24 protein-coding genes are annotated in these 25579 nt (G+C 44.4%); 22 read left to right on the top strand and 2 right to left on the bottom strand.

Translation table 11 applies throughout. From position 1 onward, the window contains the following. Window positions 1–329: 329 nt before the first annotated feature. Window positions 330–803 carry a RadC family protein gene (locus tag LZG74_RS11430; RefSeq protein WP_233796714.1) on the bottom strand — a complete coding sequence of 158 codons (474 nt, stop codon included), beginning with the start codon at window positions 801–803 and terminating at the stop codon, window positions 330–332. A gap of 390 nt (window positions 804–1193) precedes the next feature. Here LZG74_RS11430 and LZG74_RS11435 point away from each other — a divergent pair, with 390 nt between their 5' ends. From LZG74_RS11435 to LZG74_RS11515, 17 genes are all read left to right on the top strand, one after another. Then, window positions 1194–1676: a hypothetical protein gene (locus tag LZG74_RS11435; RefSeq protein WP_233796715.1), complete on the top strand. Its 483-nt coding sequence runs from the start codon at window positions 1194–1196 to the stop codon at window positions 1674–1676. Window positions 1677–1774: 98 nt separating this feature from the next. Beyond that, a complete protein-coding gene (locus LZG74_RS11440; RefSeq protein WP_138366785.1) occupies window positions 1775–2101 on the top strand; it encodes a DUF4134 domain-containing protein in 327 nt (108 codons plus the stop codon). An 11-nt stretch (window positions 2102–2112) separates the two neighbouring features. After that, window positions 2113–2454: a DUF4133 domain-containing protein gene (locus tag LZG74_RS11445; protein WP_233796716.1), complete on the top strand. Its 342-nt coding sequence runs from the start codon at window positions 2113–2115 to the stop codon at window positions 2452–2454. Next, the gene (locus LZG74_RS11450) at window positions 2435–4900 is read left to right on the top strand and encodes a TraG family conjugative transposon ATPase (RefSeq protein WP_233796717.1); all 2466 of its coding nucleotides are present in this window, start codon (window positions 2435–2437) and stop codon (window positions 4898–4900) included. The genes LZG74_RS11445 and LZG74_RS11450 overlap by 20 nt, the downstream gene beginning before the upstream one ends. Continuing rightward, window positions 4897–5574 (top strand): conjugal transfer protein TraI, encoded by a 678-nt coding sequence (locus LZG74_RS11455; RefSeq protein ID WP_233796718.1) that lies wholly within the window; start codon window positions 4897–4899, stop codon window positions 5572–5574. The genes LZG74_RS11450 and LZG74_RS11455 overlap by 4 nt, the downstream gene beginning before the upstream one ends. A gap of 7 nt (window positions 5575–5581) precedes the next feature. Continuing rightward, window positions 5582–6223, top strand: a complete 642-nt coding sequence (locus tag LZG74_RS11460) for a hypothetical protein (protein ID WP_233796719.1) — start codon at window positions 5582–5584, stop codon at window positions 6221–6223. A 5-nt stretch (window positions 6224–6228) separates the two neighbouring features. Beyond that, the gene (locus LZG74_RS11465; protein ID WP_233796720.1) at window positions 6229–6864 is read left to right on the top strand and encodes a TerB family tellurite resistance protein; all 636 of its coding nucleotides are present in this window, start codon (window positions 6229–6231) and stop codon (window positions 6862–6864) included. A gap of 10 nt (window positions 6865–6874) precedes the next feature. Beyond that, window positions 6875–7993, top strand: coding sequence for a conjugative transposon protein TraJ (gene traJ / locus LZG74_RS11470; protein ID WP_233796721.1), 1119 nt, complete (start codon window positions 6875–6877; stop codon window positions 7991–7993). Window positions 7994–8005: 12 nt separating this feature from the next. Further along, window positions 8006–8623, top strand: a complete 618-nt coding sequence (traK, locus tag LZG74_RS11475; RefSeq protein WP_233796722.1) for a conjugative transposon protein TraK — start codon at window positions 8006–8008, stop codon at window positions 8621–8623. Window positions 8624–8626: 3 nt separating this feature from the next. After that, entirely contained in the window at window positions 8627–9052 is a 426-nt protein-coding gene (locus LZG74_RS11480) for a hypothetical protein (RefSeq protein ID WP_233796723.1), read from the top strand. Beyond that, window positions 9027–10334, top strand: coding sequence for a conjugative transposon protein TraM (gene traM / locus LZG74_RS11485; protein WP_233796724.1), 1308 nt, complete (start codon window positions 9027–9029; stop codon window positions 10332–10334). The genes LZG74_RS11480 and traM overlap by 26 nt, the downstream gene beginning before the upstream one ends. Before the next feature lie 28 nt (window positions 10335–10362). Beyond that, complete coding sequence (traN, locus tag LZG74_RS11490) at window positions 10363–11190, top strand: conjugative transposon protein TraN (protein WP_233796725.1); 828 nt, start codon at window positions 10363–10365, stop codon at window positions 11188–11190. A gap of 27 nt (window positions 11191–11217) precedes the next feature. Continuing rightward, entirely contained in the window at window positions 11218–12012 is a 795-nt protein-coding gene (locus LZG74_RS11495) for a hypothetical protein (protein ID WP_233796726.1), read from the top strand. Window positions 12013–12015: 3 nt separating this feature from the next. Further along, window positions 12016–12306 (top strand): hypothetical protein, encoded by a 291-nt coding sequence (locus tag LZG74_RS11500; protein ID WP_233796727.1) that lies wholly within the window; start codon window positions 12016–12018, stop codon window positions 12304–12306. 19 nt (window positions 12307–12325) lie between these two features. Further along, window positions 12326–12598, top strand: a complete 273-nt coding sequence (locus tag LZG74_RS11505; protein WP_233796728.1) for a helix-turn-helix domain-containing protein — start codon at window positions 12326–12328, stop codon at window positions 12596–12598. Then, window positions 12598–12894: a hypothetical protein gene (locus tag LZG74_RS11510; RefSeq protein ID WP_233796729.1), complete on the top strand. Its 297-nt coding sequence runs from the start codon at window positions 12598–12600 to the stop codon at window positions 12892–12894. Before LZG74_RS11505 ends, LZG74_RS11510 begins: the two co-directional genes overlap by 1 nt. A gap of 66 nt (window positions 12895–12960) precedes the next feature. Beyond that, complete coding sequence (locus LZG74_RS11515) at window positions 12961–13215, top strand: hypothetical protein (protein ID WP_233796730.1); 255 nt, start codon at window positions 12961–12963, stop codon at window positions 13213–13215. Window positions 13216–14941: 1726 nt separating this feature from the next. Here the strand turns inward: LZG74_RS11515 and LZG74_RS11520 are convergent. Continuing rightward, a complete protein-coding gene (locus tag LZG74_RS11520; RefSeq protein ID WP_310589315.1) occupies window positions 14942–15187 on the bottom strand; it encodes a helix-turn-helix domain-containing protein in 246 nt (81 codons plus the stop codon). 97 nt (window positions 15188–15284) lie between these two features. On the opposite strand from LZG74_RS11520, the gene LZG74_RS11525 reads away from it, so the two are divergent. The 5 genes from LZG74_RS11525 to LZG74_RS11545 all read left to right on the top strand — a co-directional run bounded on the left by LZG74_RS11525 (window position 15285) and on the right by LZG74_RS11545 (window position 25530). Continuing rightward, window positions 15285–16319 carry a helix-turn-helix domain-containing protein gene (locus LZG74_RS11525; RefSeq protein WP_233796731.1) on the top strand — a complete coding sequence of 345 codons (1035 nt, stop codon included), beginning with the start codon at window positions 15285–15287 and terminating at the stop codon, window positions 16317–16319. Window positions 16320–16939: 620 nt separating this feature from the next. Next, entirely contained in the window at window positions 16940–20017 is a 3078-nt protein-coding gene (locus LZG74_RS11530; RefSeq protein WP_233796732.1) for a BPTD_3080 family restriction endonuclease, read from the top strand. Then, window positions 20017–22794: a site-specific DNA-methyltransferase gene (locus tag LZG74_RS11535; protein ID WP_233796733.1), complete on the top strand. Its 2778-nt coding sequence runs from the start codon at window positions 20017–20019 to the stop codon at window positions 22792–22794. Before LZG74_RS11530 ends, LZG74_RS11535 begins: the two co-directional genes overlap by 1 nt. After that, complete coding sequence (locus LZG74_RS11540) at window positions 22794–24881, top strand: 3'-5' exonuclease (RefSeq protein WP_233796734.1); 2088 nt, start codon at window positions 22794–22796, stop codon at window positions 24879–24881. The genes LZG74_RS11535 and LZG74_RS11540 overlap by 1 nt, the downstream gene beginning before the upstream one ends. Before the next feature lie 37 nt (window positions 24882–24918). Next, window positions 24919–25530 (top strand): DUF2971 domain-containing protein, encoded by a 612-nt coding sequence (locus LZG74_RS11545; protein WP_233796735.1) that lies wholly within the window; start codon window positions 24919–24921, stop codon window positions 25528–25530. The last annotated feature ends 49 nt before the right edge of the window (window positions 25531–25579 follow it).

Raw genomic sequence — 25579 nt, forward strand, 5'->3', positions numbered from 1 at the left:
ACTTTTGATAAATTCATTGTTATTAAATCTCTGATTTTCATGAAGTTAAGTTCAAAAATCTGTACACTTTTTTTTGTTTGAATATAGTTTTGATCCTTTTTTTATGATAGTGCATATGTTGTTAGGCTCGTATTTCGTATCTGAAATACAGATGTAAGTAAATAACCGCATATAAGTTTGAGGGAGGCACTACTTGATTCACAGCTTGATGGGCATATAATTATAATGGCATCTAATTACGAAAATCGAGTGGGCTAAAAGGAAAACTTCGGACATCAGGTAGTATATCCATGCGAAGGGTTTCCCCTCAAGGAATTTTGAAATCAATTTTATTCCAAGAGGTTATCATCCGAAAAGGAGCAAAACCCTTCCGAAGTCACGATCAAATGATCCAGAACCCGAATGTTCAATAACTCACCTGCCTTTCTCATATTCTCTGTAACATACTTATCAGCATCACTCGGCACGAGTTGCCCGGAAGGATGATTGTGTGCCAGGATGATCCCTGTTGCATTGGCTTTCAAGGCAGCTGCAAAAACGATCCTTACATCAGCACTTGCTCCTGAAATCCCTCCTTTGGAAACTTCAAAAATACCTAGCACACGGCTGGCATTGTTCAATAGCAGTATCTTGAACTCTTCAATAAATTCAAGTCTGTTGGGGTTCCAGCTTTGGATCAGCACGTTGTATGCATCTGTCGACGATGTTATTTTAGGACGTTGGCTTGCTTGTACATTGGTTTTGTAGATCAGCTCAATTTCTGCTACCTGATACAAGTTTGAGACATTTGCGAAGCTTTCCATAATTACCTTGATTTTGATGTGATTGAATGAATTATGGCGCTTCATTTTGGCACTGGGCAAGCAAGTAGTGGAAGCAACGGAATAAAGGAAAGCCCCGCGCGCAAGCAGGCATTTCATGCCCGTGTTTATGCCGGAATTTCCACTACGCCCCGCAGCCCTGTGCCTAACTTTGGGGCATCATTGATACAAGAAACTCTATTAGGCATTTAAACAGTCTTCATGAAAGTTTTAGCGATTCTTATCACGATCTCATTTTCTATGTAATTGATAATCATTGGGATACAATGTCACGGCGTAGGTACAAGAAAAAGTTGTACTTGAAGCGCCTTGGTTTTGAGTGTTGCTTTGTCAGGTAATCAATGCAGCAGCAACCTTAAAACAACACGAGTTATGGCAACGCATTTATCCTGGACAGGCTACTTTTTTGCAGTGGGTGCCGCAGTGGCGATCTACTATGTGATCATCGGCATCCGATATTACCGGCAGGACATCAAGGCACTGCTCAATTCAAAATCCCGGTTCTGGGACCGACCGGAAAAGCCGCCGCCGTTTAGCAAGCCGGAGGTGAGTCAGCCGGAAGATACCGCTGAACCTGTTGAAGTGAAAAAGCAGCCCTGGCAAAGTGAGGCCTTGTTTGCCAAGGTGGAAGAGCTCAGCTCGCAGCTCAGGACTAGCATCAGAGAAGCTTACGAAAAAGGTTACGAAAAGCGGGATCTGATTTTCCTGATACAGATATTGATCAAAGATTTTTCTGCCGTCAAAGGCACGCCGTTCCGTGAGGCGATCGACAATGTGATCACTTCGGAATCTGCAAAATTTGGCTTCATCAACCTCAGTGCTGTAGAGCTAGAGGAGTTATGGAAGGAGGTTTAATGATGAGCCCGTTCTCCTGCGCTCCCGGGCCTTCGGGCTTGGGAGCCGCAAGGAGATAAACCGAGTAAATAAGTTCAAAACAATAACTAACGAGGCGTATGAAATGTGGGAAAACAGCCCTTTCAAGCAGGGCAAAACAAGTATGGGCAGCAGCGCTGCTCTCAGTAATAGCAACCATCGCCAAAGCGCAGGACGGCGCAGCGGGCATCTCGGAAGCCGATAGCCAGGTGCGCAGCTACTTCGAACCAGGCACACAGCTGATGTATGCCATCGGCGCGGTGCTCGGGCTGGTAGGCGCAGTGAAGGTTTTCCAGAAATGGAATGCCGGGGACAATGATACCGGAAAAGTTGCGGCGGCGTGGTTTGGCAGCTGTATTTTCTTGGTAGTGGTCGCTACCGTGCTGCAATCTTTCTTTGGCCTATAAGGGTAAGCGTTATGGCAAGCACAAGCGTTTACCAAATCAACAAGGGCATCAACACTTCCATTGAGTTCAAGGGGCTTAAAGCGCAGTACATCTGGTATATGGGCGGGGCGGCAATCGTTTTGTTTGCGATTTACACGCTGCTCTACGTCTGCGGCATCCGCTCTTACATCTGCGTAGGCATTGTGATTTGCCTGGGCATCCCGATGATCATGGGCATTTACCACCTAAGCTCAGCCTATGGCGAGCACGGGGTAACCAAAATGCTCGCCCGGCGAAGTGTGCCAAGCTATGTGAAATCTAATTCAAGGCGCATTTTCAAAACCCGCACCAGCAATGGAAAAGTTACTCGATGATTTGATCCCGATCATGGATGTGGAGCATGATTGCATCCTATCCAAGCAAGGAGACATCACGGTGGTATTTCAGGCAGATTTGCCTGAAATATTCACCCTCTCCGACAACGACTACGAGGCATTTCACCAAACCTGGGTGAAAGCGCTCCGCGTGCTGCCAGCACATTCCGTCTTCCACAAGCAGGATTGGTTTGTCGACAGCCGCTATGAGCCGGACTTCTCGCGTGAGGATAAAAGTTTTTTGTCCATGCAAAGCGAGCGCCATTTCAATGAGAGGCCGTTTCTGGATCACTGCTGCTACATCTACATTACCAAAAAGCCCTCAAACCGGAAGGGTTCCAGCTCGCTGGTTTCAAACCTGGTCAGGCCTACGCTGATGCCGGAGGAAACGATGGATGAGAAAGTCTTGCAGGATCTGCATAGCTGCGTAGGTCAGTTTCGGCACATTATGGAAGATAGCGGATTTGTGAAGCTGCGAAGGTTGAAAGACAACGAGCTTTGGAGCCACAATGCGAAGGCCGGAATTATCGAGCAGTATTGTTATCTGTCACCGGGCGACGAGCCGCTGATCAAAGACATACAGTTTGAGGAAAACATCCGGATCGGTAGCCAGCACTGTCAGCTCTATACGCTGGCGGATACCGAAGACTTGCCAGGCACATGCGGCTCACAGATCCACTTCGATCGATACTCGACGGACAAGACCAAATTCAGCATTGGATATTCGTCTTCACTCGGCCAGCTATTGAGCTGTAACCACATTTACAATCAGTACATTTTCATTGATGACGGGCAGAAAACGCTCCGAAAGATGGAAACCAAAAGGTTGAGGCTCCAATCTCTGGCAGCTTATTCGCGAAAGAATGCGATAGCGCTCGATGCGACAAATGCGTTCCTGAACGAAGCGATTTCTGGCCAGCGGATGCCGGTGAGGGCACATTTCAATCTGCTGGTCTGGACTGAGAAAAAGGAAGAGCTCAACGAATTGAACAACAAGGTCTCGGCTGCACTGGCCCAAATAGAAGCTGTCGCAAAAAAGGAGACAACTGGAGCGCCGCAGATTTTCTGGGCGGGAATCCCCGGCAACGCGGCAGATTTTCCGATGAATGAGACCTTCGACTGTTTTGCGGAACAGGCTTCATGCTTTCTGAACTTGGAAACGGGTTACCGTTCTTCGATCAGTCCGGTCGGTTTGCGGCTTGGAGATAGGCTCACAGGAAAACCTGTTCATGTGGATATTAGTGACGAGCCGATTAAAAAAGGGATTTGCACCAACCGGAACAAATTCATTCTTGGCCCCTCAGGCAGCGGAAAGTCGTTTTTTACCAATCACATGGTCAGGAGCTATTATGAGCAAGGTTCGCACATTGTTCTTGTAGATGTCGGTCACTCTTACAAAGGCTTGTGTGACCTTGTGAATGGATATTATTTCACTTACCAGGAAACAAATCCGATCAAGTTCAACCCATTTCACATCACCGAGGGTGACGCGTTGGATACGGAGAAGAAGGAGAGCATTAAGACACTGATTCTCGCACTTTGGAAAAAGGATAATGAGGTTTTCAAGCGAAGTGAATATGTAGCGCTTTCCAATGCGCTGACGCTTTTCTATGCTCATATTGCTGAAACAGGGAAGTTCGCGTGCTTCAATTCCTTCTACGAGTTTCTGCGCGACAAGTTCGTTGCGATCCTTGATGAGGACAAAGTGAAAGACCGGGATTTCGATGTGGCCAATCTGCTTTACGTATTGCGACCCTATTATCAAGGCGGTGAGTTTGACTATCTGCTGAATGCAACCGAAAACATAGATCTATTAAATGAGCGGTTCATCGTTTTCGAGCTGGACAATATCAAAGACCACCCAATCCTGTTCCCGGTGGTGACGATCATCATCATGGAAGTCTTCATTAGCAAAATGCGAAAGCTGAAGGGCATCCGGAAGATGATTTTGATTGAAGAAGCCTGGAAGGCGATTGCCAAAGAAGGTATGGCGGACTACATCAAGTATTTGTTCAAAACAGTTCGCAAGTATCTGGGAGAGGCCATCGTAGTGACGCAGGAAGTGGAAGACATCATCAGCTCACCGGTGGTGAAGCAGGCAATCATCAACAATAGTGACTGCAAGATCCTGCTCGATCAAAGCAAGTACCAGAACAAGTTTGATCAGATCCAGGAACTGCTTGGGCTGACAGAAAAGGAGAAGACGCTGATCCTATCGGTCAATAAAGCCAATGATCCACTTCGCAAGTACAAAGAAGTCTTTATCAGCCTGGGCGGGACGCTTTCAAGGGTTTACCGAGCTGAAGTGAGTTTGGAAGAATATCTCTGCTACACTACCGAAGAGACTGAGAAGATCAAAGTAATCGAATATGCCAGCCGGTTTGGGAGCATGCAAAAAGGAATCGCGGCACTTGCCAGCGAAATGAAATCAACGGCAGGAACATGAGAAAGCACATTCTATTTTTCACATTGATATTTGCCCTGGTAGCTACCCCTGTACAGGAAGCACAGGCTGCAAATCCCTGGGCAGCTATTATCAAGGCTGCGATCAAGAAAGTTGTGAAGGCAGTGGATTTGATGATCCAGCGGCGGCAGAACAAAGTGATCAGGCTTCAAAACGCACAGAAAGCCATTGAAAACACGATGGCCAAATTGCAGCTCGATGAAATCACTGACTGGGTCAAGAAGCAGCGTGACCTTTACAAAAAGTATTATGATGAGCTCAAAAAGGTCAAAGCGGTTATTGCTTATTATTTCAAGATCAAGCAGATCGCCGACAAAAACTCCCGGCTTGTTGATGAGTACAAAAGGTTTTGGGGATTGATCTCCGACGACAACCATTTCACAGCTCAGGAGCGCAACTACATCTTTCAGGTCTACGTGGGTATTCTTGAAAATTCAGCAAAGAATGTGGACTTGCTCAAAATGGTGGTAGAATCCTTAACGATGCAGATGACGGATGCGAAGCGGCTGGAACTGATCGAAAATGCTGCGGATAAAACGGATCAATTGTACACCGATCTTACCCGGTTCAATCAGGAAAATGCAATGCTGAGCATCAGCCGCGCAAAGAATCAGCATGAAGTGGATGTGGTGAAAAAGCTTTACGGACTCAACTAGTATGATCATGAAAGGAATTTTAATTGTACTGACCATGATTTTCATCAACACCACTTCGCAAGCGCAAACATTCAAGGAATGGTTTCGTCAAAAAAAGACCCAAAAGAAATATCTGATCGAGCAGATCGCCCAACTGAAAATCTATTTGGAGCTAACCGAAAAGGGCTACAAAATCGCAAAGAAGGGATTGACAGCAATTGGGGATTTAAAAAGGGGCGAATTCAAGTTGCACAAAAATTACTTCGATTCGCTCAAAGTCGTCAATCCGAAAATTGCCAGCCTACCAAAGATCAAATGGACTGTTGCATACAACGGAGAAGTCAAAAACGTCTGCTCCACTTGCCTTTCCAAACCTGGCCTATCCGAATATCTCAGCGGCGACGAGCTCGCTTACCTAAGAGCAGTTTTTGACCGGCTCGATTCGGAGTGCGACAAAATAGTGGGCATGCTAAAAGAAATCACCATCGACGGTAATCTGGCAATGACCGATGATGAGCGGATAAAACGGATCGAGACGCTATACCAGCAAACACTCTTCAATCTAACGTTTTCAAAAGCTTTTTGTAACGAGTCGACAGTGCTGGCAGCGGCCAGGATGAAGGAGAAAGAGGATGTGACAACCGGCCGCGCACTCCGCGGCATAAACTGAAAACAATGAGAAATGTACTGATATTTTTTCTATTGGGGATGCTGCTGATTCCTCCAAAACGAGCGTTAGCTCAGACGCCAGAAGTCACTCAGCTTATCCTGAATATCCAGAAGCTTAACCAACTTCGGAAGATCCTGAAAGAGTTGAAAGCAGGTTATGATATTCTCTTCAAAGGTTACACAACCATTAAGGATATTTCGAAAGGAAATTTTAAGCTGCACGAAGCATTTTTGGACGGATTGCTGGAAGTGAGTCCTTCCGTGAAACGCTACAAACGGATCGCCGAGATCATCGACTTTCAGCTAAAACTAGTCTCCGAATATAGGGCTGCGTTCGGCCAGTTTCAATCCGGAAAATACTTCAATAAGGATGAGCTTGATTACATGGAGCGTGTCTATGCCAGATTAATCAATCAAAGTTTAAAAAACCTGGATGCACTGACCATGGTTGTTACTGCTAAGAAAATGCGAATGTCTGACGATGAACGTCTGTCAGCCATTGACAAAATCCACGAAGAAATGCAGGATAAGCTTGTTTTCCTACGTCACTTCAATTCCACCGCGGCAACACTTGGCTTGCAACGTGCCAAAGTTTCGGTTGAAGTTGAATCCAGCGCACAGTTAAACGGCATCCAGCTCTAATCTCAAAATTATGAATGCATTTACAAGAGCCGCTTTGATAGCGGTGTTAGCTACCGCTTTGCCCCAAATTTCCTTGGCGCAAGGTTTTCCCGAACAGATCAGCGGCCTTCATAGTGTGCTTGACAAACTCTACGATGAGATGATGCCCATGTGTGCGAAGTTGATTAGCGTGGGTCGAGGAATTGCAGGCTTTGCGGCAATCTGGTATATCGCTTCACGAATTTGGCGACACTTGGCGAATGCGGAGCCCATTGATTTCTATCCGCTGTTCCGGCCATTTGCAATTGGCTTTGCTATCCTGATTTTTCCATCGGTTCTGGCAATGATCAACGGTGTCATGTCCCCGGTTGTTCGTGCCACGTCCGCCATGGTCGAAGGTTCAAACGAGGCAATCACTTTGCTGTTGAAGAAAAAGGAAGAGGCAATCATGAAAACCAATGCCTGGCAAATGTATGTCGGCGCAACTGGGAATGGGGATCGGGACAAATGGTATAAGTACACGCATGGGAATGAAGACCCATCTGGCGAGGGGATCATGGCCAGCGTCGGCAACGACATCAAGTTCTCAATGGCGAAAGCTTCGTACAATTTTCGGAATTCCATCAAAGAATGGATGAGCGAAATACTCAGGCTGCTATTTGAAGCAGCAGCACTTTGTATCAATACGCTTCGAACGTTTCAGCTCATTGTTTTGGCCATTGTCGGCCCAATTGCATTCGGCATCTCAGTTTTCGACGGTTTTCAGCATACGCTTACCGGTTGGATCGCGCGGTACATCAACATTTTTCTGTGGCTGCCAGTCGCTAACATTTTCGGCGCAATCATTGGCAAAATCCAGGAGATGATGCTTACCCTGGATATAAGCCAGGTAGAAGGCGCTGGTGAAACATTTTTCAGCTCAACGGATATGGCTTACCTGATCTTTTTAGTCATTGGCATCGTGGGCTACTTTGCAGTGCCCGCAACGGCTAACTTCATTATCCAGGCAGGAGGTGGTAATCCATTCCTTTACAAAGTCACGACCCTTTTCTCGCAAACGGCAACCGGCTTCGGCAACCGGGCCTTTCCATCGAATGGCGGCTTTGGGTCAATTCCGAGAAACACTGCTATTCCAAAATCTCAAAACTAGTAACAAAAAATCATGTTTACCAAAGCTAAAAATCTGGAAACTGCATTCCGACATGTACGCAGCTTTACATTGCTTGTGATCATCGGCTGCATAGGTTTCTGCTGTTTCGCTATCTACAAAAGTTACCAGCTGGTGGATGAGACGCAGGACAAAGTGTACATCCTGGCAAGCGGAAAAGTGCTTGATGCTTACGCCTCAGAGCGAAAGGAGAACATTCCGGTTGAAGCCCGCGATCATGTTGCCACTTTTCACCGCTTCTTCTTTACGCTTGATCCCGATGACAAGGTGATCCAGTCGAACCTGGTCAAAGCATTGTATCTGGCCGATGGCTCAGCGAAAGCACAGTATGAAAACCTAAAAGAATCGGGGTTCTATTCGAGTATTATTTCCGGAAACATCAGTCAGCAGATAAGTGTGGACACCGTCGAAGTTGAAACGGACGACTACCCATACCGCTTTCACTGCGTAGCATCCCAGCGGATCATCCGCTCAACGAGCATTGTTACCCGAAGGCTAGTGACCGAAGGGTTTCTCAGAACCGTATCACGCAGCGACAACAACCCTCATGGGTTTCTGATCGAACGCTGGACAACACTTGAAAACAAAGACATTAATGTACAAAACAGGTGAACTATGTTTTACAATTTCAATAGGCACAAACAGCAAGCCGCTGAGTCAAAAGCCATCCCAATGGAGGAGTTGGTAAGAAGGTATCGTGAGCACAGACGAGTATGTCAGCGGCGTTTAACTGGCCGGATGATCCGTAAGATGTTCCGTGTGCCAGTCAACCTGCGGCTCCCGATCTTTTTCACTGCATTAGGATTTGGAGCAGGATACTGCATCAACTTAATCCTACCTCACTCTTTCTTACAACAAAGTGAATATTCACTGGCAGAATTAAGGCGCTCTCCCCAAACAATTCATGCGGCGGCGTCAAGCCCAAAGCAACAGGCATTCCAGCAGTACCTGGATAGTTTAGAAAGGGCACTGGTCGCAGACAGTTTATTTCAGTCACAACAAACCATCGAAGATCATGCACAAAAAAGCATACACCCGTAAGTTTTTGCAACAGCGAAAATTTTACACCTTCCTACCGCTAATCGTTTTGCCTTTCCTAACGCTCTTTTTCTGGATGCTGATCCGCAAAAACAATGGAACCGCAGCCCAGGTTAACGGTCAAAAGGGATTGATCCTGAAATTGCCGGAAGCATTTTTGAAGGATGACAAAGATTTAAACAAGCTGGGTTATTACAAGAAAGCTGCCGAGGATTCGGCACGTCTTCGCGATCTGATCGAAAAGGATCCGTATTACCAGGATACCTTACTTGCTTCCAAGACTGGACCATTAGGAGTACCATTAAAAGATTTGGACGGGCCAGGTAAAAGTCGCAGAGCCTCTGGACACTCTACTCAGGCGGACAGCTCCGACAAACCAGACCAGCAAGTGCAGAAAAAGCTAAAAGAGCTTGACAAAGTTCTTTCGCAAACCAGTAACCCGAAATTTGATTCAAAGTCAGACAAGCAATCGGAAAGCGAAAAGAAAAACCTAAGCCCTGAAATGATGCGCTTGGAACAGATGATGGCAGGATTAGAATTGGAAGAGCCGACATCGGAAGAAGACCCGGAAATGACTGAGCTCAGTGGGATGCTTGACAAAATCATGCAGATTCAGAATCCAGCCTTAGCTGAGGAAAAGCTAAAAGAGCAATCATTAGTAAATGGAAAACAAGTATTTCCAGTGATTGCTGCTGGCGAAGATGTCAATTACACATTGCTGACGAGCACACAACCAGATTCGGCTTCTTTACAGAACAGTGCCTCCTCAATGACCGGCTTTTATTCTCTTGATGACCAACAGACAGTTGCCGTGAGTCAGAATGCGATTGAAGCTATCATCGATCAAAATCAGACTTTGGTAACAGGTGCAACGATCAAGCTCAGATTGGCTACCGATGTTTTCATTGCGGGAAACCGAGTGTTGGCAGGAAGTTTCATGTACGGAAAGGTCAGTTTAAACCAAGAGCGGTTGCGTGTGAACATCGAATCAATCAGGTCAAACAACTCTATACTCCCTGTTGATTTGTCAGTTTATGATATAGATGGGATTGAAGGAATCTACATTCCCGGAGCACTCTCAAGAGATGTCGGCAAGCAATCATCTGACAGGGCTATCCAAAGCGTCAACATTCCTATGATCGACCCTTCCATAGGTGCCCAGGCGGCCAGCGCCGGAATTGAAGCCGCGAAATCATTCCTAGGCCGGAAAGCCAAACTCATACAAGTTAGTGTGAAGGCCGGTTACCGGGTGCTGCTCAAAGACGCTAACACCAAGTCTATCTGATTCAATTACATACTAATCAACTGTTATCATGAGAATTTTCCTTTTGTGTCAGCTACTGCTTTGCCTGTTTTTTCAGGTGCAAGGCGTCTGCCAGGTTACTGGAAGCAGCATCATTGCTCCCTTCCCATTGGAAGTGACGACAACCAAGACCACCCATTTGATCTTTCCATTCGGGATCAAAACCGTCGACCGGGGAAGCCGGGACATTCTCGCCCAAAAGGCAACCGGTGTTGAAAACATTTTACAAGTGAAAGCCGCCAGACCCGATTTCGATACCACAAACTTGACTGTTATCACGACTGATGGAAAACTGTTTTCGTTTCTGGTAGGCTTTGCAGATCAGCCCCTATCCCTTAATATACAAGTCAATAGTACAGCAGTTGACGTTGCCAACTTTAGAGATGGCGATCACAACGAAGCCAAGGTTGCGCAATCTGCACTTCAAGTTTGGAACAATCCAGCTCGTAACGTTACTGTTAAAGACAGATCATCCCAGTCAGAACTATTAATGTCAAGCATTTTTGTCGATGACGATTTGCTTCTGTACAGAATTGAGCTTTCAAATAACTCTGCGTTAAAATACGAGATTGAAAACCACAGGGTTTTCGTACGTGACAAAAAGAATCCCAAGCGAACGGCGATTCAAGAAACTGAGATAAAGCCGCTTCATATTCTTGGAGATACAAATGCCGTCTCACCTCAGACGTCGCACACCTTCGTCTTCGTCCTTCCGAAGATGACTATTCCCGACAAAAAGTATTTGGCTATCCAGGTCCAGGAAAAAAATGGGGGTAGACACATGAATCTGAAAGTCAGAAACCGACATCTTCTGAAAGCCCTTCCAATCCGTCAATAATCATCCAACCAACAAATTTTAAAAATCATGAATGAAAAAAATTTCGAATATCTGCGCGATCAAGTCAAATATTCCGGCTTTGGGGAAGGCCTGGAAAACCAGCTAAAAGAAAACATTAAAAGGCAGCCTCCTGAATTTACGCTTCAACATCAGGCCATGTTCGGCAAAGATGAAGTCAATAGCGCTCTTCACTTCAAGCGTTCGGCCACGACTGATATGTATTTCTTTAATAGCTATATGGCTTCTATGAAACAGGAACAAGCTACCGAGAAAATGAACCAGACTTTCTATGTTAGCAAAGACAACAACATTACTTTGAAAGAAGGTTATAACCTGATGAACGGCCGGGCAATCAATAAAGACTTGACCAACAAAGAAGGAAAGATTTACAATGCCTGGCTTCAAATGGACTTCAAGCAAACAGATGCTGCTGGAAACTTCAAGCTCAAACAATTTCACTCAAACTATGGGTTTGATCTGGAAAAAGAACTAGCTAAACACCCGATTAAAGAGCTTCAAAATACGCAGGACAAATCCAGGTTACTGGATTCGCTTCAAAAAGGGAACCGTCAGGCCGTAACTTTTATTGAGAGCGGTGGCGAACAACGCCGCTACATGGAGGCTAACCCGCAATTCAAATCCGTGACGGTCTATGATGCCAGCATGCACAAGCTCCATAACCGGCAATCTCAGCAGGTACAGATGTCGAATGCTAACAAGCAGGAACAGAAAAATGGACGGGAAATTGCGGGGGATGACGAGAAGGATCACCATTCTGGAAAGAAATTCAAGAAAGCAAAAGGCATGTCGATAAGCCAATAAGCTATGGATATTGCAACGCACCTTGACCGGTTTTTCAGGGACATCAGTGTAGACGCCCGTGTAACAGTGACTCACATTAGCGTCTACGCTGCTATCCTTCAAAGCTTGCGGAGACTGGGAACAGACTACCTATCAATGTTTGGTTTTGAATTGATGCAAGTCGCCAAAATTTCTAGCGGAAAAACATACTACAAAGCGGTTCGCGAACTCAACGAGTTCGGGTACATCCGTTACGAGCCGTCATTTAAGAAAAACAGGCCAAGCAGGATTTCACTGCCTGAACCTAATGATTGATGTACTAAATTTTAAACAAATGAATATCGAGGTAATAACTAAGGAAGACTTGCAAGTTTTACGGCGAGAACTTCTAGAAGATTTAAAGAAATTTTTGTCAAGCTCGAAACAAGAGCCAAACAAATGGCTTCGAAGCGCGGATGTCAGAAAAATGCTTAATATCTCAGCTAGCACGCTTCAAAATCTGAGGATAAACGGACAGCTTAAACCTAGCAAAATTGGAGGATCATTTTATTATGCATTCCAGGATATCCAATCGCTGATGCTAGGTGAAACAACAAGAACAAAGTGATGGAAAGATCAATATCGAGATTTTTTAACCAGATCCTAACAGACCCAAGGGTCAGAATCTGGCATGTGGGGACTTACCTCGCTTTGGTCCTTATTTGGGATAAAAATAAGCAATCAAGTCCATTCCAAGTAACCCGGCGGATGATAATGCAGATGTCACGAGCAAAAAGCCCGGCGACATATCATAAGCACTTGAAGGAGCTCGAAATGTTCGGCTACATTAAATACCTGCCTTCCTATCATCCTAAGCAAGGAAGTAAAATATGGTTGGTGGATAAATTCCGCGCAGGCCTGTAGCAGCTCTTGATTTAGTTACAAGCAATTTTTAAATTCGCTTAGATTATCCATCTAACAATCGAAGCTATGTTTTTAGCATTTGGCATCACATCGGTCATGACATACGGAGCGATTCTAGTCTTTGTTGGAATAGGACTACGATTCTTTGTCGGACAGCGCAGGTTTAGCAGAAGAGGGATGGGCGGGACACAGCAATTCAATAGTTACTGGTCGTCGGTATTGGCTTCTACATTTGAAGGCGTGTTGATGATTATCTCAGCGCTTGCACTTGTATCGGGAATACTTTTACTGATCATTGAGTCATTCAACAGCCTCCAATAGGTTAGATTCCAGTATTACAGTCTCTATCGGCGCGGATGTGTAGCTAATTGAAGCTTATCGTCGGTGCCTTTGAAAGAGAATCCGAAAAATACGCTTTGGCACGTCCGGCAGAGGAACTTTGGATCATCCGTATCATCACAGCAAGTTTACAATAAGTTTTAAATTGGCCGGATGTAAATCTGCTTTTCTTAACGCCTGTACATGACAGATAAGCTGCAAGTTTGGGGTGGGCTGTGCGAAGGAAGTGTGTAATGCCGGATAAAGAATTACGATCAGACATCTTCCCTAAGCACAGCTTAAGAGACTAAAATCGTTTGATTTTGTGAAAAATAAGCTGCAAATGTGGTGGAACTAGATTTCATCACTTTCCCCCTACCGGTAGGGATTATTGGATTTTATTGCAGGTTTGCAGACATCTTCTATGAACATAATCACTTCGAGAGTTGTCTTTATCCATCCTTCGACCAACTCCGCTGTCAAACCGATGAGATGACCGTTAACATTTGCCTTATCTTTTCCATGTGCAATTTGGTGCCGAGTGAGAAACAAATCTTTGAACGATCTCCATGTATTAGGGAATTCTTTTTCAAGACTTCTACCACATTCCGCTTCAAGCACCTGACTTAAAACTGAAAGTAATCCGTGTTGGAAGGATTCCGATTCGCGTATACTATGGTATTGTTCCTCACCTGATAATCAAACTTTTCGACAAAGAGCGTTTGTCTCGCCATGTCGATACTTAGACTTAGCATTAAAGTACATTCCCAACAATTATCCCTTGCAAAGCTGTTTTGTGCATTGAAGAAAACTGTGAAATACCGTGGAAAGGTGATGCCTAAAACGGCCTTTGTACATGCCTTTTCAAAAATTTGCCTGTCAATTTCTGTAAACTTCATTTACATAAATTCAACTCTTGCCAAGGGGTTTTCGATACATCTTGACTGTGAGTCAATGCCAAATTGATGTTTCAACATCGATTCAAAATGGTATTCATAACTATTAATCCAAGGCTGGCCCGAGTAACCTCGGAGCCAGTCTAAAAGCGATTTGGAAACCCGGATCAACTCAGCTTCAGGTTGATCACCAAGAACATCAATTCTAAGAGCATTATTTTGTATCAAGTTTTGTCCGTTGTCACCAGTTGATGTAATTACTACGCCCCAGTAGGTTACTTAGACTGTTCGATGGCTGGCACAATAGGTGACCAAGAGAAACTTGGCCAAGTAGCAAGTGGGGGTCGGGATAGATTTTTGAAGTATCAGCATTGATTGCAAATGGCCTGTAGAATCTATATCGAAAAGTCATTGTTTCAATTGAGAAATCCGCCAAGTGTCATTCGATTTCAAGCAAAAAGAGAATCCAAAACTGCCGCCAATTCCCGCAGGAACGATTGTTGCGATAATTTGTTTTGATCCGGCAGATAGTTCGCTTGCGATGAGGCTTTTATATTTCGGCATTTGTAAAAGAACATCAAATGATAATTCATGGGCTGATCTCGAATGTGATTAAGAAATACAAGGGTAGCAGTACAAAACGAAAATCTATTTGCGTTTTTTCTGTCACAACACGTTCTCTTGGTCATGTTTTAGCTTTTCAAAAGCGTGCTCTTCTGATATTGCGTTCTAACCTAAGACAACGCCATAAAGTAAGCGCCTTTGGATTGACTTGACGAATTCAGTATTTTAATCAAAGATCAAGCTCATACTTGGCTAGTTGATAGCCGTCCTTAAAACCTCGTAGGAATTCGGGTGATAGATCTTCTTCCTGTTCTGCCTTGGTTAAACGTTGTTCTGACGTGTCTATTCAGAAATTGATCAATTGATTCCGAGTCATAAAGAATAATCGTTCTCTCAGGTTGTGAGAATTTTATACTTCCTTCATCACGCAGCGTCTGGAGGGTTGTTTTACTTGATATTCGTAACATCTCCATCGCTTCAGCACCTGAAATCCCATTTATCTTCTTTAACGGCATGCTGCTGTTGGGTGCGTTCAACGACTTTATTCAAGAGAGCGTAGAAAGCCTCATATTCCAGGCAAATAACTTCCATCTTGTATTTTTTTGCTAAAATATGAAATCATTTTGTCTTGAAAATGCGATATTGCTAATCGTTGGAGGTTATCATCTCATCTATCGTTTTCGCAATACAGCAGTGCCTACGGACAAAATTAAGTATTTAATTGAACATGAAGCAGAGGGGTCTTTGCTTGATTTTAAGACGGAGCCTTACTCGCTTGGAAAGCAGAAAACTTACGAGTTTTTAAAAGACCTCTCGTCAATGGCTAACGTACTCTCAGACGAAGACAAGTACAGCATCATGGGAGTTGAAGAAAAAGAGGGTTTGGCTGTCGGCTTTAAATCAATTACTAACACACTGGACGAATCAAATTTTCAGAAGTACGTCACCGACAACATCGAACCGGATTTGCAATTTAAAATCAAACAGGTGGGATGTTCAGGACATAACCTTGTCTTTATTCGGGTTTTCGGGAACACTAACAGGCCTTATCTGTTCAAAAAGGAAATTATGGATCAGACAGGCAAAGTGAAGTTCAGGCCGGGGGACGGATATATTCGGAAGGGATCTGCGACAACAAAGATTGTTCGGGCACATCTCGATCAAATATTTTCCGTAAAATGGCAAAAAAAAGATCGAAAAGAAGATCTTGAACTTATCTGTATTGTAAAGCCGGTAAAAGATCTTCCACAATTTGATCACATCGACGTTAACATAATTAATAAATCAAATACCTCGATAAATTTTCATGTTGATGTCAAAATTTTTAAGCAAGATGGTTTGGAAGTTTTTCCGAAGTATTTAATTCAACGTGGCCTAGCTAGCAATTATGAAGAGGTTTACTCTATCCAGCCTTCAATCGGTGTCTTTAACGAAGAACGAAGAGATCATTTTTTAGTGGGGACTGCATTAAAGAAGGGTGTGACAGTATTGCAAAATTACGGCCTGCGCAACCTTTTAGAAGAAAATGCAATCATTGTCATTCAAAGCGAAGCTATGAAAATACGATGTCAAATTGTTGTTCGCAGCGACGAATTTACAGAGGGTAGTCTTGTTCAGGAAGTTGATTTTTCCGTTCGGCGACGATGAATCGGCATGAAGAACCCGACGTGGTATCTACATTCTAAACTTTACCACAGAGTAAAGTTCAACTCCAAGCGCAATTAATGGTTGAGATTTCAGGTCTGACCTAAGCCAAAATGTTGTCCTTATGTTGTCTTAAACAAAAACGAGGCTACGACTATAAATCCGTAGCCTCTTGATAATCAATACCGGGAACGGGAATTGAACCTATACGAGCTTTTCGGCTGGGTAAAGGCTTATATTCCTAAAATAAAAGCTATTCAGACTTTACATTTAAATTAGAAAATGAATCCTAGCACCGGATTGTCGCGTACTCTGAAAATAAATTGTTATAATTCATAGATTTAATGATGTGGGATTATTTTTGCTGCTTTTTAGTAAAAGATAGATAATACTGAGAACTACGGCATACTCGTCCAATCCACCACAACTGTCTGATTCCTTTGAAAGTGAGATTACAGGCCAGCCTTCATCGGGATTTTGATGGTGTCGCTGCTTTAGCTATCTGTTTAATCCATTACCTTACAAGTAAATGGTAGAGTAGATATCTTTTTGAAACGAAACGCCAAAGACAATTAAATGGAAATTATTCTTAAAATTGCCCGTCAAATACATAGAGATAAATTATGGTAAACCCTTTTTTTGACCAACCTATTCTAAATTCACCTTACGAATATCCACTAAAATACTGGGAACTAGACGATCAAGGGCAGCCTACCCAACGAGTTGTTGAAAAACGCCGACCGGCAGAATTTATAACGCCAATTCCTAAACCGCGAAAGAAAAAGAATCAGGGTCAGCAAACTTTGATTTTTAACGAGGGCAAGAGTTTATCTGACGAAAAGCAACGGTATGATCCTACACCTATTATTAATCAAGTGCGTCAGGAAGTTTCCAAATGGAGAAATCTGCCAAATCCTAATCAGTGGCAGGTAACTCCGGAAACAGCTCGACTTTTGCAGCACTGGCGCAGTCATAAATTTAGCAGCATCAAGCCTTTTTTTTGCCAGGTAGAAGCGGCCGAAACCGCTATCTGGCTAACGGAAGTGGCGTCCAGTAGTGGCAAAATCGGAAAAGCGATTCTCGAGCATTTGGCCAATGCTAATCACGAAGCCAATCCGGAACTTACTCGCCTGGCATTGAAACTCGCTACTGGCGCGGGGAAGACCACAGTTATGGCGATGATCATTGCCTGGCAAACTGTCAACGCAATACGCCGACCTCAGAGTAAAAATTTTACGCGTGGGTTCCTGATTGTTACACCCGGCATTACGATTAAAGACCGATTGCGGGTGTTGCAACCCAACGATCCCGACAGCTACTACGCGAGTCGTGAACTGGTACCGCCCGATATGCTAGACGATTTGCAACGCGCCAAGATTGTTATTACCAATTACCATTCCTTCAAGCTCCGCGAGCGGATTGATATTTCTAAGGGTGGCCGGTCTTTATTGCAGGGACGCGGGGAAGCCTTGGAAACGCTCGAAACCGAAGGCCAGATGATTCAGCGCGTGATGCCTGACCTGATGGGGATGAAAAACATCATGGCCATCAATGACGAAGCCCACCACTGCTACCGTGAAAAACCTGAATCTGAAGCCGAAGAAGACCTTTCAGATTTGAAAGGCGAAGAAAAAGCCGAAGTTGAAAAAAACCGGGAAGCTGCAAGGCTATGGATCTCCGGTTTGGAAGCAGTCAACCGTAAATTAGGAATTAACAGGGTAATGGACTTATCCGCTACTCCGTTCTTTCTGAGCGGATCAGGATATGTGGAAGGCACCTTGTTTCCGTGGACAATGAGTGATTTTTCGCTGATGGATGCTATCGAATGCGGTATTGTGAAATTGCCGCGGGTTCCGGTTGCAGATAATATTCCCGGTGCCGAGGTGCCCATGTTTCGGAATCTTTGGGAACACATCCGAACTAAAATGCCAAAAAAAGGGCGTGGAAACAGTGATGCGCTTGATCCACTCAGTTTGCCAACTCAGTTACAAACAGCCCTCCAAGCCCTATACGGCCACTACGAAAAGACCTTTCAACTTTGGCATGACTCCGGAATTAAAGCACCACCGTGTTTTATTGTGGTATGTAACAATACTTCCACATCGAAATTGGTGTATGATTATATTTCTGGTTTCAATCGTACTAATGCCGATGGGTCGGAAAGTTTTGTTGCTGGGCGTTTACCACTTTTCCGGAATTATGACGACAACGGAAATGCATTGGCAAGACCGAATACACTTTTGATAGACAGCGAACAACTGGAATCCGGAGAAGCGCTGGATGATAATTTTCGGAAAATGGCTACTATTGAAATCGAGCAGTTCCGACGGGAGATTATTGAACGTACTGGTAATCCCATGGATGCAGATAATTTGACTGATCAGGCGTTACTTAGGGAAGTTATGAATACTGTTGGACGGCCCGGCAAGTTAGGTGGGGCGATCCGATGTGTTGTGTCGGTTTCAATGCTCACTGAAGGCTGGGATGCGAATACAGTAACTCACGTTTTGGGCGTTCGCGCGTTTGGAACGCAACTGCTCTGCGAGCAAGTCATTGGTCGAGCCTTGCGTCGTCAATCGTATGAATTGAACGATCATGGTCTTTTTAATACTGAATATGCCGATGTTTTAGGTATTCCGTTTGATTTCACGGCTAAACCAGTCATCGCGACACCAGCAACACCTCGCGAGACCATACAAGTCAGGGCTGTTAGACCAGAACGGGATGCTTTTGAAATTACCTTCCCTCGAGTAGAAGGCTATAAAATTGAACTGCCGGAAGAGCGACTGACAGCAGTGTTTAATGAAGATTCAGTCTTTGAATTAACACCAGATTGGGTCGGTGCGACTGAAACACAAAATTCCGGTATCATTGGTGAACAGGTGAACTTAAATTTGATCCACACAGGCGATATTCGGCCTTCTCAGGTTTTATATGAATTAACTTCTCATTTGCTGTTTACCAAATTTAGAGACCCGGATGAACAGCCTAAACTGCATTTATTTGGGCAGTTGAAGCGTATTTGTAAGCAATGGTTAGATACTTGCTTAGTGTGTATAGGCGGCACATTTCCAGCGCAATTGCATTATAAAATACTGGCAGACATGGCCTGTGAACGTATTGTATCCGGTATCAATCGATCATTTGAAGGAAAACAGCCGATCAAAGTAATTCTTGATCCTTATAATCCAGTAGGCTCAACCCAGAACGTCAATTTCAATACCTCAAAATTAGAGCGCTGGGAAACCAGTCCGCAGAAATGCCACATTAATTGGGCTATTTTAGACAGCGATTGGGAGAGCGAATTTTGCCGAGTAGTCGAGAAAAATCCGCAGGTATATGCCTATGTAAAAAATCATAACATGGGTTTCTCAGTTCCTTATCGTTATGGCTCTGAAAACCGCAAATACATCCCTGATTTCATCGTGCTGGTTGACGACGGACATGGGCAAGAAGATCTTTTACATTTGATCATAGAAATTAAAGGCTATCGGGGCGAAGATGCAAAAGATAAGAAAGCCACTATGGAGAACTATTGGGTACCTGGCGTAAATAATAGTCATCAACATGGCCGCTGGGCTTTTGCTGAATTTCGATCCATCTATGAGATCGAATCTGATTTTGTAGCCAAAGTGCATAGTCAGTTTAATAACATCATAAAAACCACCATCACCGCGGCGACGCAGGCAGAAACTATATAATGGCTAAGAAAATCCTGGAAAAAACAATTGGCGCCTTTACACATGATGAGGCAACGCGCCGTAATATTCCAACCGCAGAATACCAATCGATGCTGAATGGTACGACTACTGACCCAATAAAAGTAGCTTATGAACGGCGTAACCGCGACCTTGACCCGCAACTAATATGGCGGGGAAAAGACGAGCAGGATTGGAGCGACTTAATGGTGCAAGCTCCTCCACTCTACATTCAGGAGAAAGTACACCCGAAAGCCCTGATTGATGATCTGTTGCGCCAGACTAAACAACAGAAATACGCATCTGGTGAAATCGTGGCTGATCTGTTTTCCGATTTCAATGGCATTCCACAAGGAGTCGATAAAACGGAATTTTATCAGCATGACCAGCATTGGAGCAATCGGATGATTCTGGGTGACTCTTTACAGGTGATGGCAAGCTTAGCCGAACGCGAAGGACTTCGCGGAAAAGTGCAGTGCATCTATTTCGACCCTCCTTATGGAATAAAATTCAACTCCAATTTTCAATGGAGTACAACTAGCCGCGATGTAAAAGATGGAAAAATTGATCAAATAACTCGCGAACCGGAACAGGTAAAAGCCTTTCGTGATACCTGGCGCGACGGCATTCACTCATATCTTACCTATTTGCGTGACCGCCTGACTGTTGCTCGCGATCTTCTTACCGATTCAGGCTCTATCTTCGTACAAATTGGCGAAGAAAACTTACATCTTGTACGCAATGTCCTAGATGAAGTTTTCGGGCCGTCAAATTTCTTTGCACAGATATCTTTTGTTAAAGCAGGTGCTCTTGGTGCTTCTGGCTTGCCTAGGAGATTAGATTATATTTTGTGGTTTGCCAAATCTGGGGAATCTGCAAAATTTAGGAAGGCTTTGATATCAAAAACGCTTGAGGACATTGGTCAGTATACGCAGGTGGTAGATGAAGATTATAATTTGCGTCCACTCAACAAGGATGAGAAGCAAGGCACATCAAAGCTACCAGTCGACAGACTATCCCGTTTAGTCTCTTTCACGAAGCCTGGGCCAGGAGCAAAATATGATCTTCATTTCGAGGGTAAATCATTTACTCCGGGTAACAGATGGTGGGGCTTTCCTGAAAAGAGTACTGAACAAATTATAAAAGCCGGGCGAATACGTCGTCAGGGAAATTCAGTGGCTAGCCTAAGATATTGGAGTGATTATTCAGCAGAGGAAATTACAAATCTCTGGACCGACACTGCTTCTGGCAGCGGGATGGATAAAGTTTATGTAGTGCAAACAAATGAAAAAGTCATCCAGAGGTGCTTGCTTATGGCCAGCGATCCTGGCGACTTAGTCCTTGATCCAACTTGTGGGTCAGGAACTACTGCAACCGTTGCTGAGCAGTGGGGGCGTCGATGGATAACAATTGACACATCTCGGGTTGCCCTAGCATTGGCTCGTGCCAGAATTATGGGTGCCCGATACCCATTTTATCTACTCTCTGATAGTAAAGATGGTCAATTGAAAGAAGCCGAAGTTACCCGTACTGCGTTGAGTACGCAAACTACACATGGTAACTTACGTCATGGTTTTGTATATGAGCGAGTCCCGCACATCACTCTGAAATCAATAGCATATAACAGTGAAATAGAAGTGATTTGGGATAAGTGGCAGGAGAATTTGGAGCCAATACGATTATCGCTTAACGCCAAACTTAGCGAATCTTGGAAAGAATGGGAAATTCCGCGTGAGGTTAAACCAGCTTGGTCAGAAGATGTCAAGAAACTGCACAAACAGTGGTGGGACGCTCGGATTGCTCGCCAGCGTGAAATTGACACCTCCATTGCCGCGAAAGCTGAGTTTGAATATCTTTACGACAAGCCTTACGAAGATAAAAAGAAAGTACGTGTAGCTGGTCCGTTCACTGTAGAGAGCTTGTCACCGCACCGGATGCTGGGTGTTGACGAAAATGACGAACTGATTGATCCAATTGTAAATCAGGAAAATAAAGCAGGATACGGCATCGAACGCACCTTTGAGCAAATGATTTTAGAAAACCTGAAAAACGCAGGAGTTCAGCAAGCCCATAAAGACGATAAAATAGAGTTCACAGGACTTACAGGATGGCCCGGAGATTTAATTTGCGCGGAGGGAAATTACTTAGAAGGTGATAATGAACGTCGTGCTGGAATTTTCATCGGCCCTGAATTTGGTACTGTTCAACGAGCCGACCTCGTCAGAGCCGCCCGTGAGTGTGGTGATGCTGGGTTTGACGTGCTCATTGCTTGTGCGTTCAATTATGAAGCTCATGCCACCGAGTTCAGCAAATTGGGCAGCATTCCTGTCTTAAAAGCGCGGATCAATGCTGACCTTCACATGGCTGACGATCTTAAAAACACCGGTAAGGGCAACCTGTTTGTTATTTTTGGCGAGCCCGACATTGATCTACTATTAGCAGATGACGGCGCTATTCAGGTCAAGTTGAACGGTGTAGATGTATTTCATCCCAATACCGGTGAAGTCCGTAGCGACGGTGCTGATGGAATAGCCTGCTGGTTCATTGATACAGATTATAATGAAGAAAGTTTCTTTGTGCGACATGCTTATTTTCTCGGTGCAAATGATCCGTATAAGTCGCTTAGATCGACATTGAAATCTGAAATCAATTTGGAGGCCTGGGAGTCACTGAACAGTGACATATCGCGGCCTTTCCCCAAACCGGCATCTGGCCGAATAGCGGTAAAAGTCATCAACCACCTGGGTGACGAAGTCATGAAAGTTTTCAAGGTCAACTAATGGAATTTAGGATAGCAGATACATTTACTGACAGTTTGTCTAAACTCAGTGGTGAAGAACAGAAAGCCGTAAAAACCACAGCTTTCGATTTGCAGTTGAATCCGGCGCACCCAAGTCTAAGCTTTCATAAACTCGATAAAGCTCGCGATAAAAGTTTCTGGTCTGTCCGTGTGAGCCGCGACATTCGTGTCATCGTGCATAAAACTGAAGCCAGTTTTTTGCTGTGCTATGTTGATCATCATGACAATGCCTATAATTGGGCCGAACGACGAAAGCTTGAAGTTCATCCTAAAACCGGTGCTGCACAGTTCGTCGAAATTCGTGAGACCGTTCAGGAAATTCGCGTGCCTGTCTATGTTCCGACTGAAAGCACACCATCCTTCACCAGCAAAAAGCTATTCAGCCACATAAGTGAGGAAACTCTGCTAAACTACGGTGTGCCCGTGGAATGGCTCGCAGACGTTAAAGCTGCTGATGATGAGTTGCTGTACGTATTAGTAGATCATTTACCAGCAGAAGCGGCAGAGGCATTAATTGAACTAGCCACTGGCGGAACGCCTAACATTTCCAAACCAGCACAAAAAACCGAAGACCCATTTGCCCATCCCGATGCGCAGCGTCGTTTCCGTACAATGGGCAACGTGGAGGAGTTACAACAGGCACTGGATTATCCATGGGACAAATGGGCAGTATTCTTACACCCAGACCAACGGGCGACAGTTACCCGGAATTTTAATGGACCAGCCCGTGTATCTGGATCCGCTGGCACCGGCAAAACAATTGTAGCCTTGCATCGCGCCGTTCATTTGGCTAGGGAGCACCCACAGGCACGGTTGCTATTAACTACGTTTTCAGAAATATTAGCCAGTGCACTCCGCGTCAAACTCCGTCGCCTAGTCAGTAGCGAACCGCACCTGGCCGAACGGATCGACGTAGAAGCCATCAACAAAGTTGGGTTACGGCTTTATAAAACAGCCTTCGTACTTGAAAATGTCGGTAAGAATTCTGTTGCCACACCCGATCAGATCTCTAACTTGATTGGTCAGACAGTGAAAGAAACTCCAGATCAAAAATTCAGTCTGTCGTTTCTACTGTCTGAATGGGAACAAGTAGTCGATGCATGGCAGTTGAGAACCTGGGAAGACTATCGGGATGTAAAACGCTTAGGCCGCAAAACCAAGCTACCTGAAAGTCAGCGGGCTAAGCTTTGGTCAATATTTAGCAAGGTGATTGTTGATTTGAAGGCCGCTAGTCTAATTACTCTTGCTGAAGCGTTTAGCAGCTTGACAGACAAAGTCAGCGTTAAGTCGCCCTACGATTTCATTGTTGTAGATGAAGCGCAGGACATTACAGTTTATCACCTTCGATTACTGGCAGCGCTGGGGGGAACACGGCCAAACGCTTTATTCTTTGCCGGAGATATTGGCCAGCGGATTTTTCAGCAACCTTTCTCTTGGAAATCGCTTGGCGTTTCGGTGCAAGGCAGGTCAAAAACACTTACAGTTAACTATCGCACTTCACACCAAATCCGAAGAAAAGCTGACCAGTTACTAAACAGTGAGCTGTCGGATGCAGATGGTAATGTCGAAATCAGAAATAAGACAATTTCGTTATTTAATGGCCCCACACCTGAATTCTGCGGCTTTGATAACCAGGAAGAAGAATCTACATATGTAGGTCAATGGATTGCCAAACGGCATAAAGACGGTTTGTCACCCCATGAGATTGGCGTATTCGTTCGTTCCATCCATGAAATCGACCGAGCAAAAGCAGCCGTTGAGTCTGCTGATCTACCTTACCTGATCCTGGATGAGCGCGTTGAAACTATTAGTACAAAAGTGGCCATCAGTACGATGCACTTGGCCAAAGGCTTAGAGTTTAAAGTTGTAATCGTGATGGCCTGTGATGATGAAGTAATTCCCTCACAAGACCGAATAGACGCTATTACTGACTTTGCAGACTTAGAAGATGTATATAATACCGAGCGACATCTTTTATACGTAGCCTGTACACGCGCACGTGATCAATTGTTGGTTACAAGTGTAAATCCATCCTCTGAATTTCTTGATGACTTTAAGATGAATTAAGACAATAAAATATATAAGTTACTCTTTAACATCCCTTATGCGACTTTACAAATACCGTAGCCTTTCTAACTTCGAAAACTTCGTAGATATAGTATTGAACAAAAGGCTTTATGTTGCCCTATATAAAGATATGAACGACCCGATGGAAGGGCAATATCTTTATCACTCAGGTGCGATCGATCGTATTACGCGGGATCGGATTTACGGAACAAAGCAGCGATTGAAGCTTTGTTCCCTGTCTTCTGATTCGCAAAATGCTTTGATGTGGTCGCATTATGCTGATGGCTGCAGGGGTGTCGCAATAGAGGTAGAACTAGCTCCAGGAGCTCGTCTAAGACGTGTTGAGTACGGGGAATTGGTCGAGATTTTTGAGCCAGGAATAATTGAAGAGACTGCGGAGCATATCTTATCTCATAAATTGGATATATGGAGTTATGAACAAGAATGGAGAGTTTTCGCAGAAGGGACAAATTTTGTGGATGTTAGGATTAGCAAAGTAATTCTCGGTCAGAGGATGAGTCCAAATTATAAGAGCTTAGTTACAAAACTCCTGGGCCGTATTGATGGCAACATCGTCGTTGTCCCTTATGCCGATGAATTTCCTAACCCCGTTTATTTAGAAGATATTGAACATTTAAACCGTGATTGAAATTATATAGTGAGATTATCTATTTGATTCGTCTCTACATTTTCTGCAA

The sequence above is a fragment of the Dyadobacter sp. CY327 genome (assembly GCF_021390415.1).
Taxonomy (GTDB): domain Bacteria; phylum Bacteroidota; class Bacteroidia; order Cytophagales; family Spirosomataceae; genus Dyadobacter; species Dyadobacter chenhuakuii.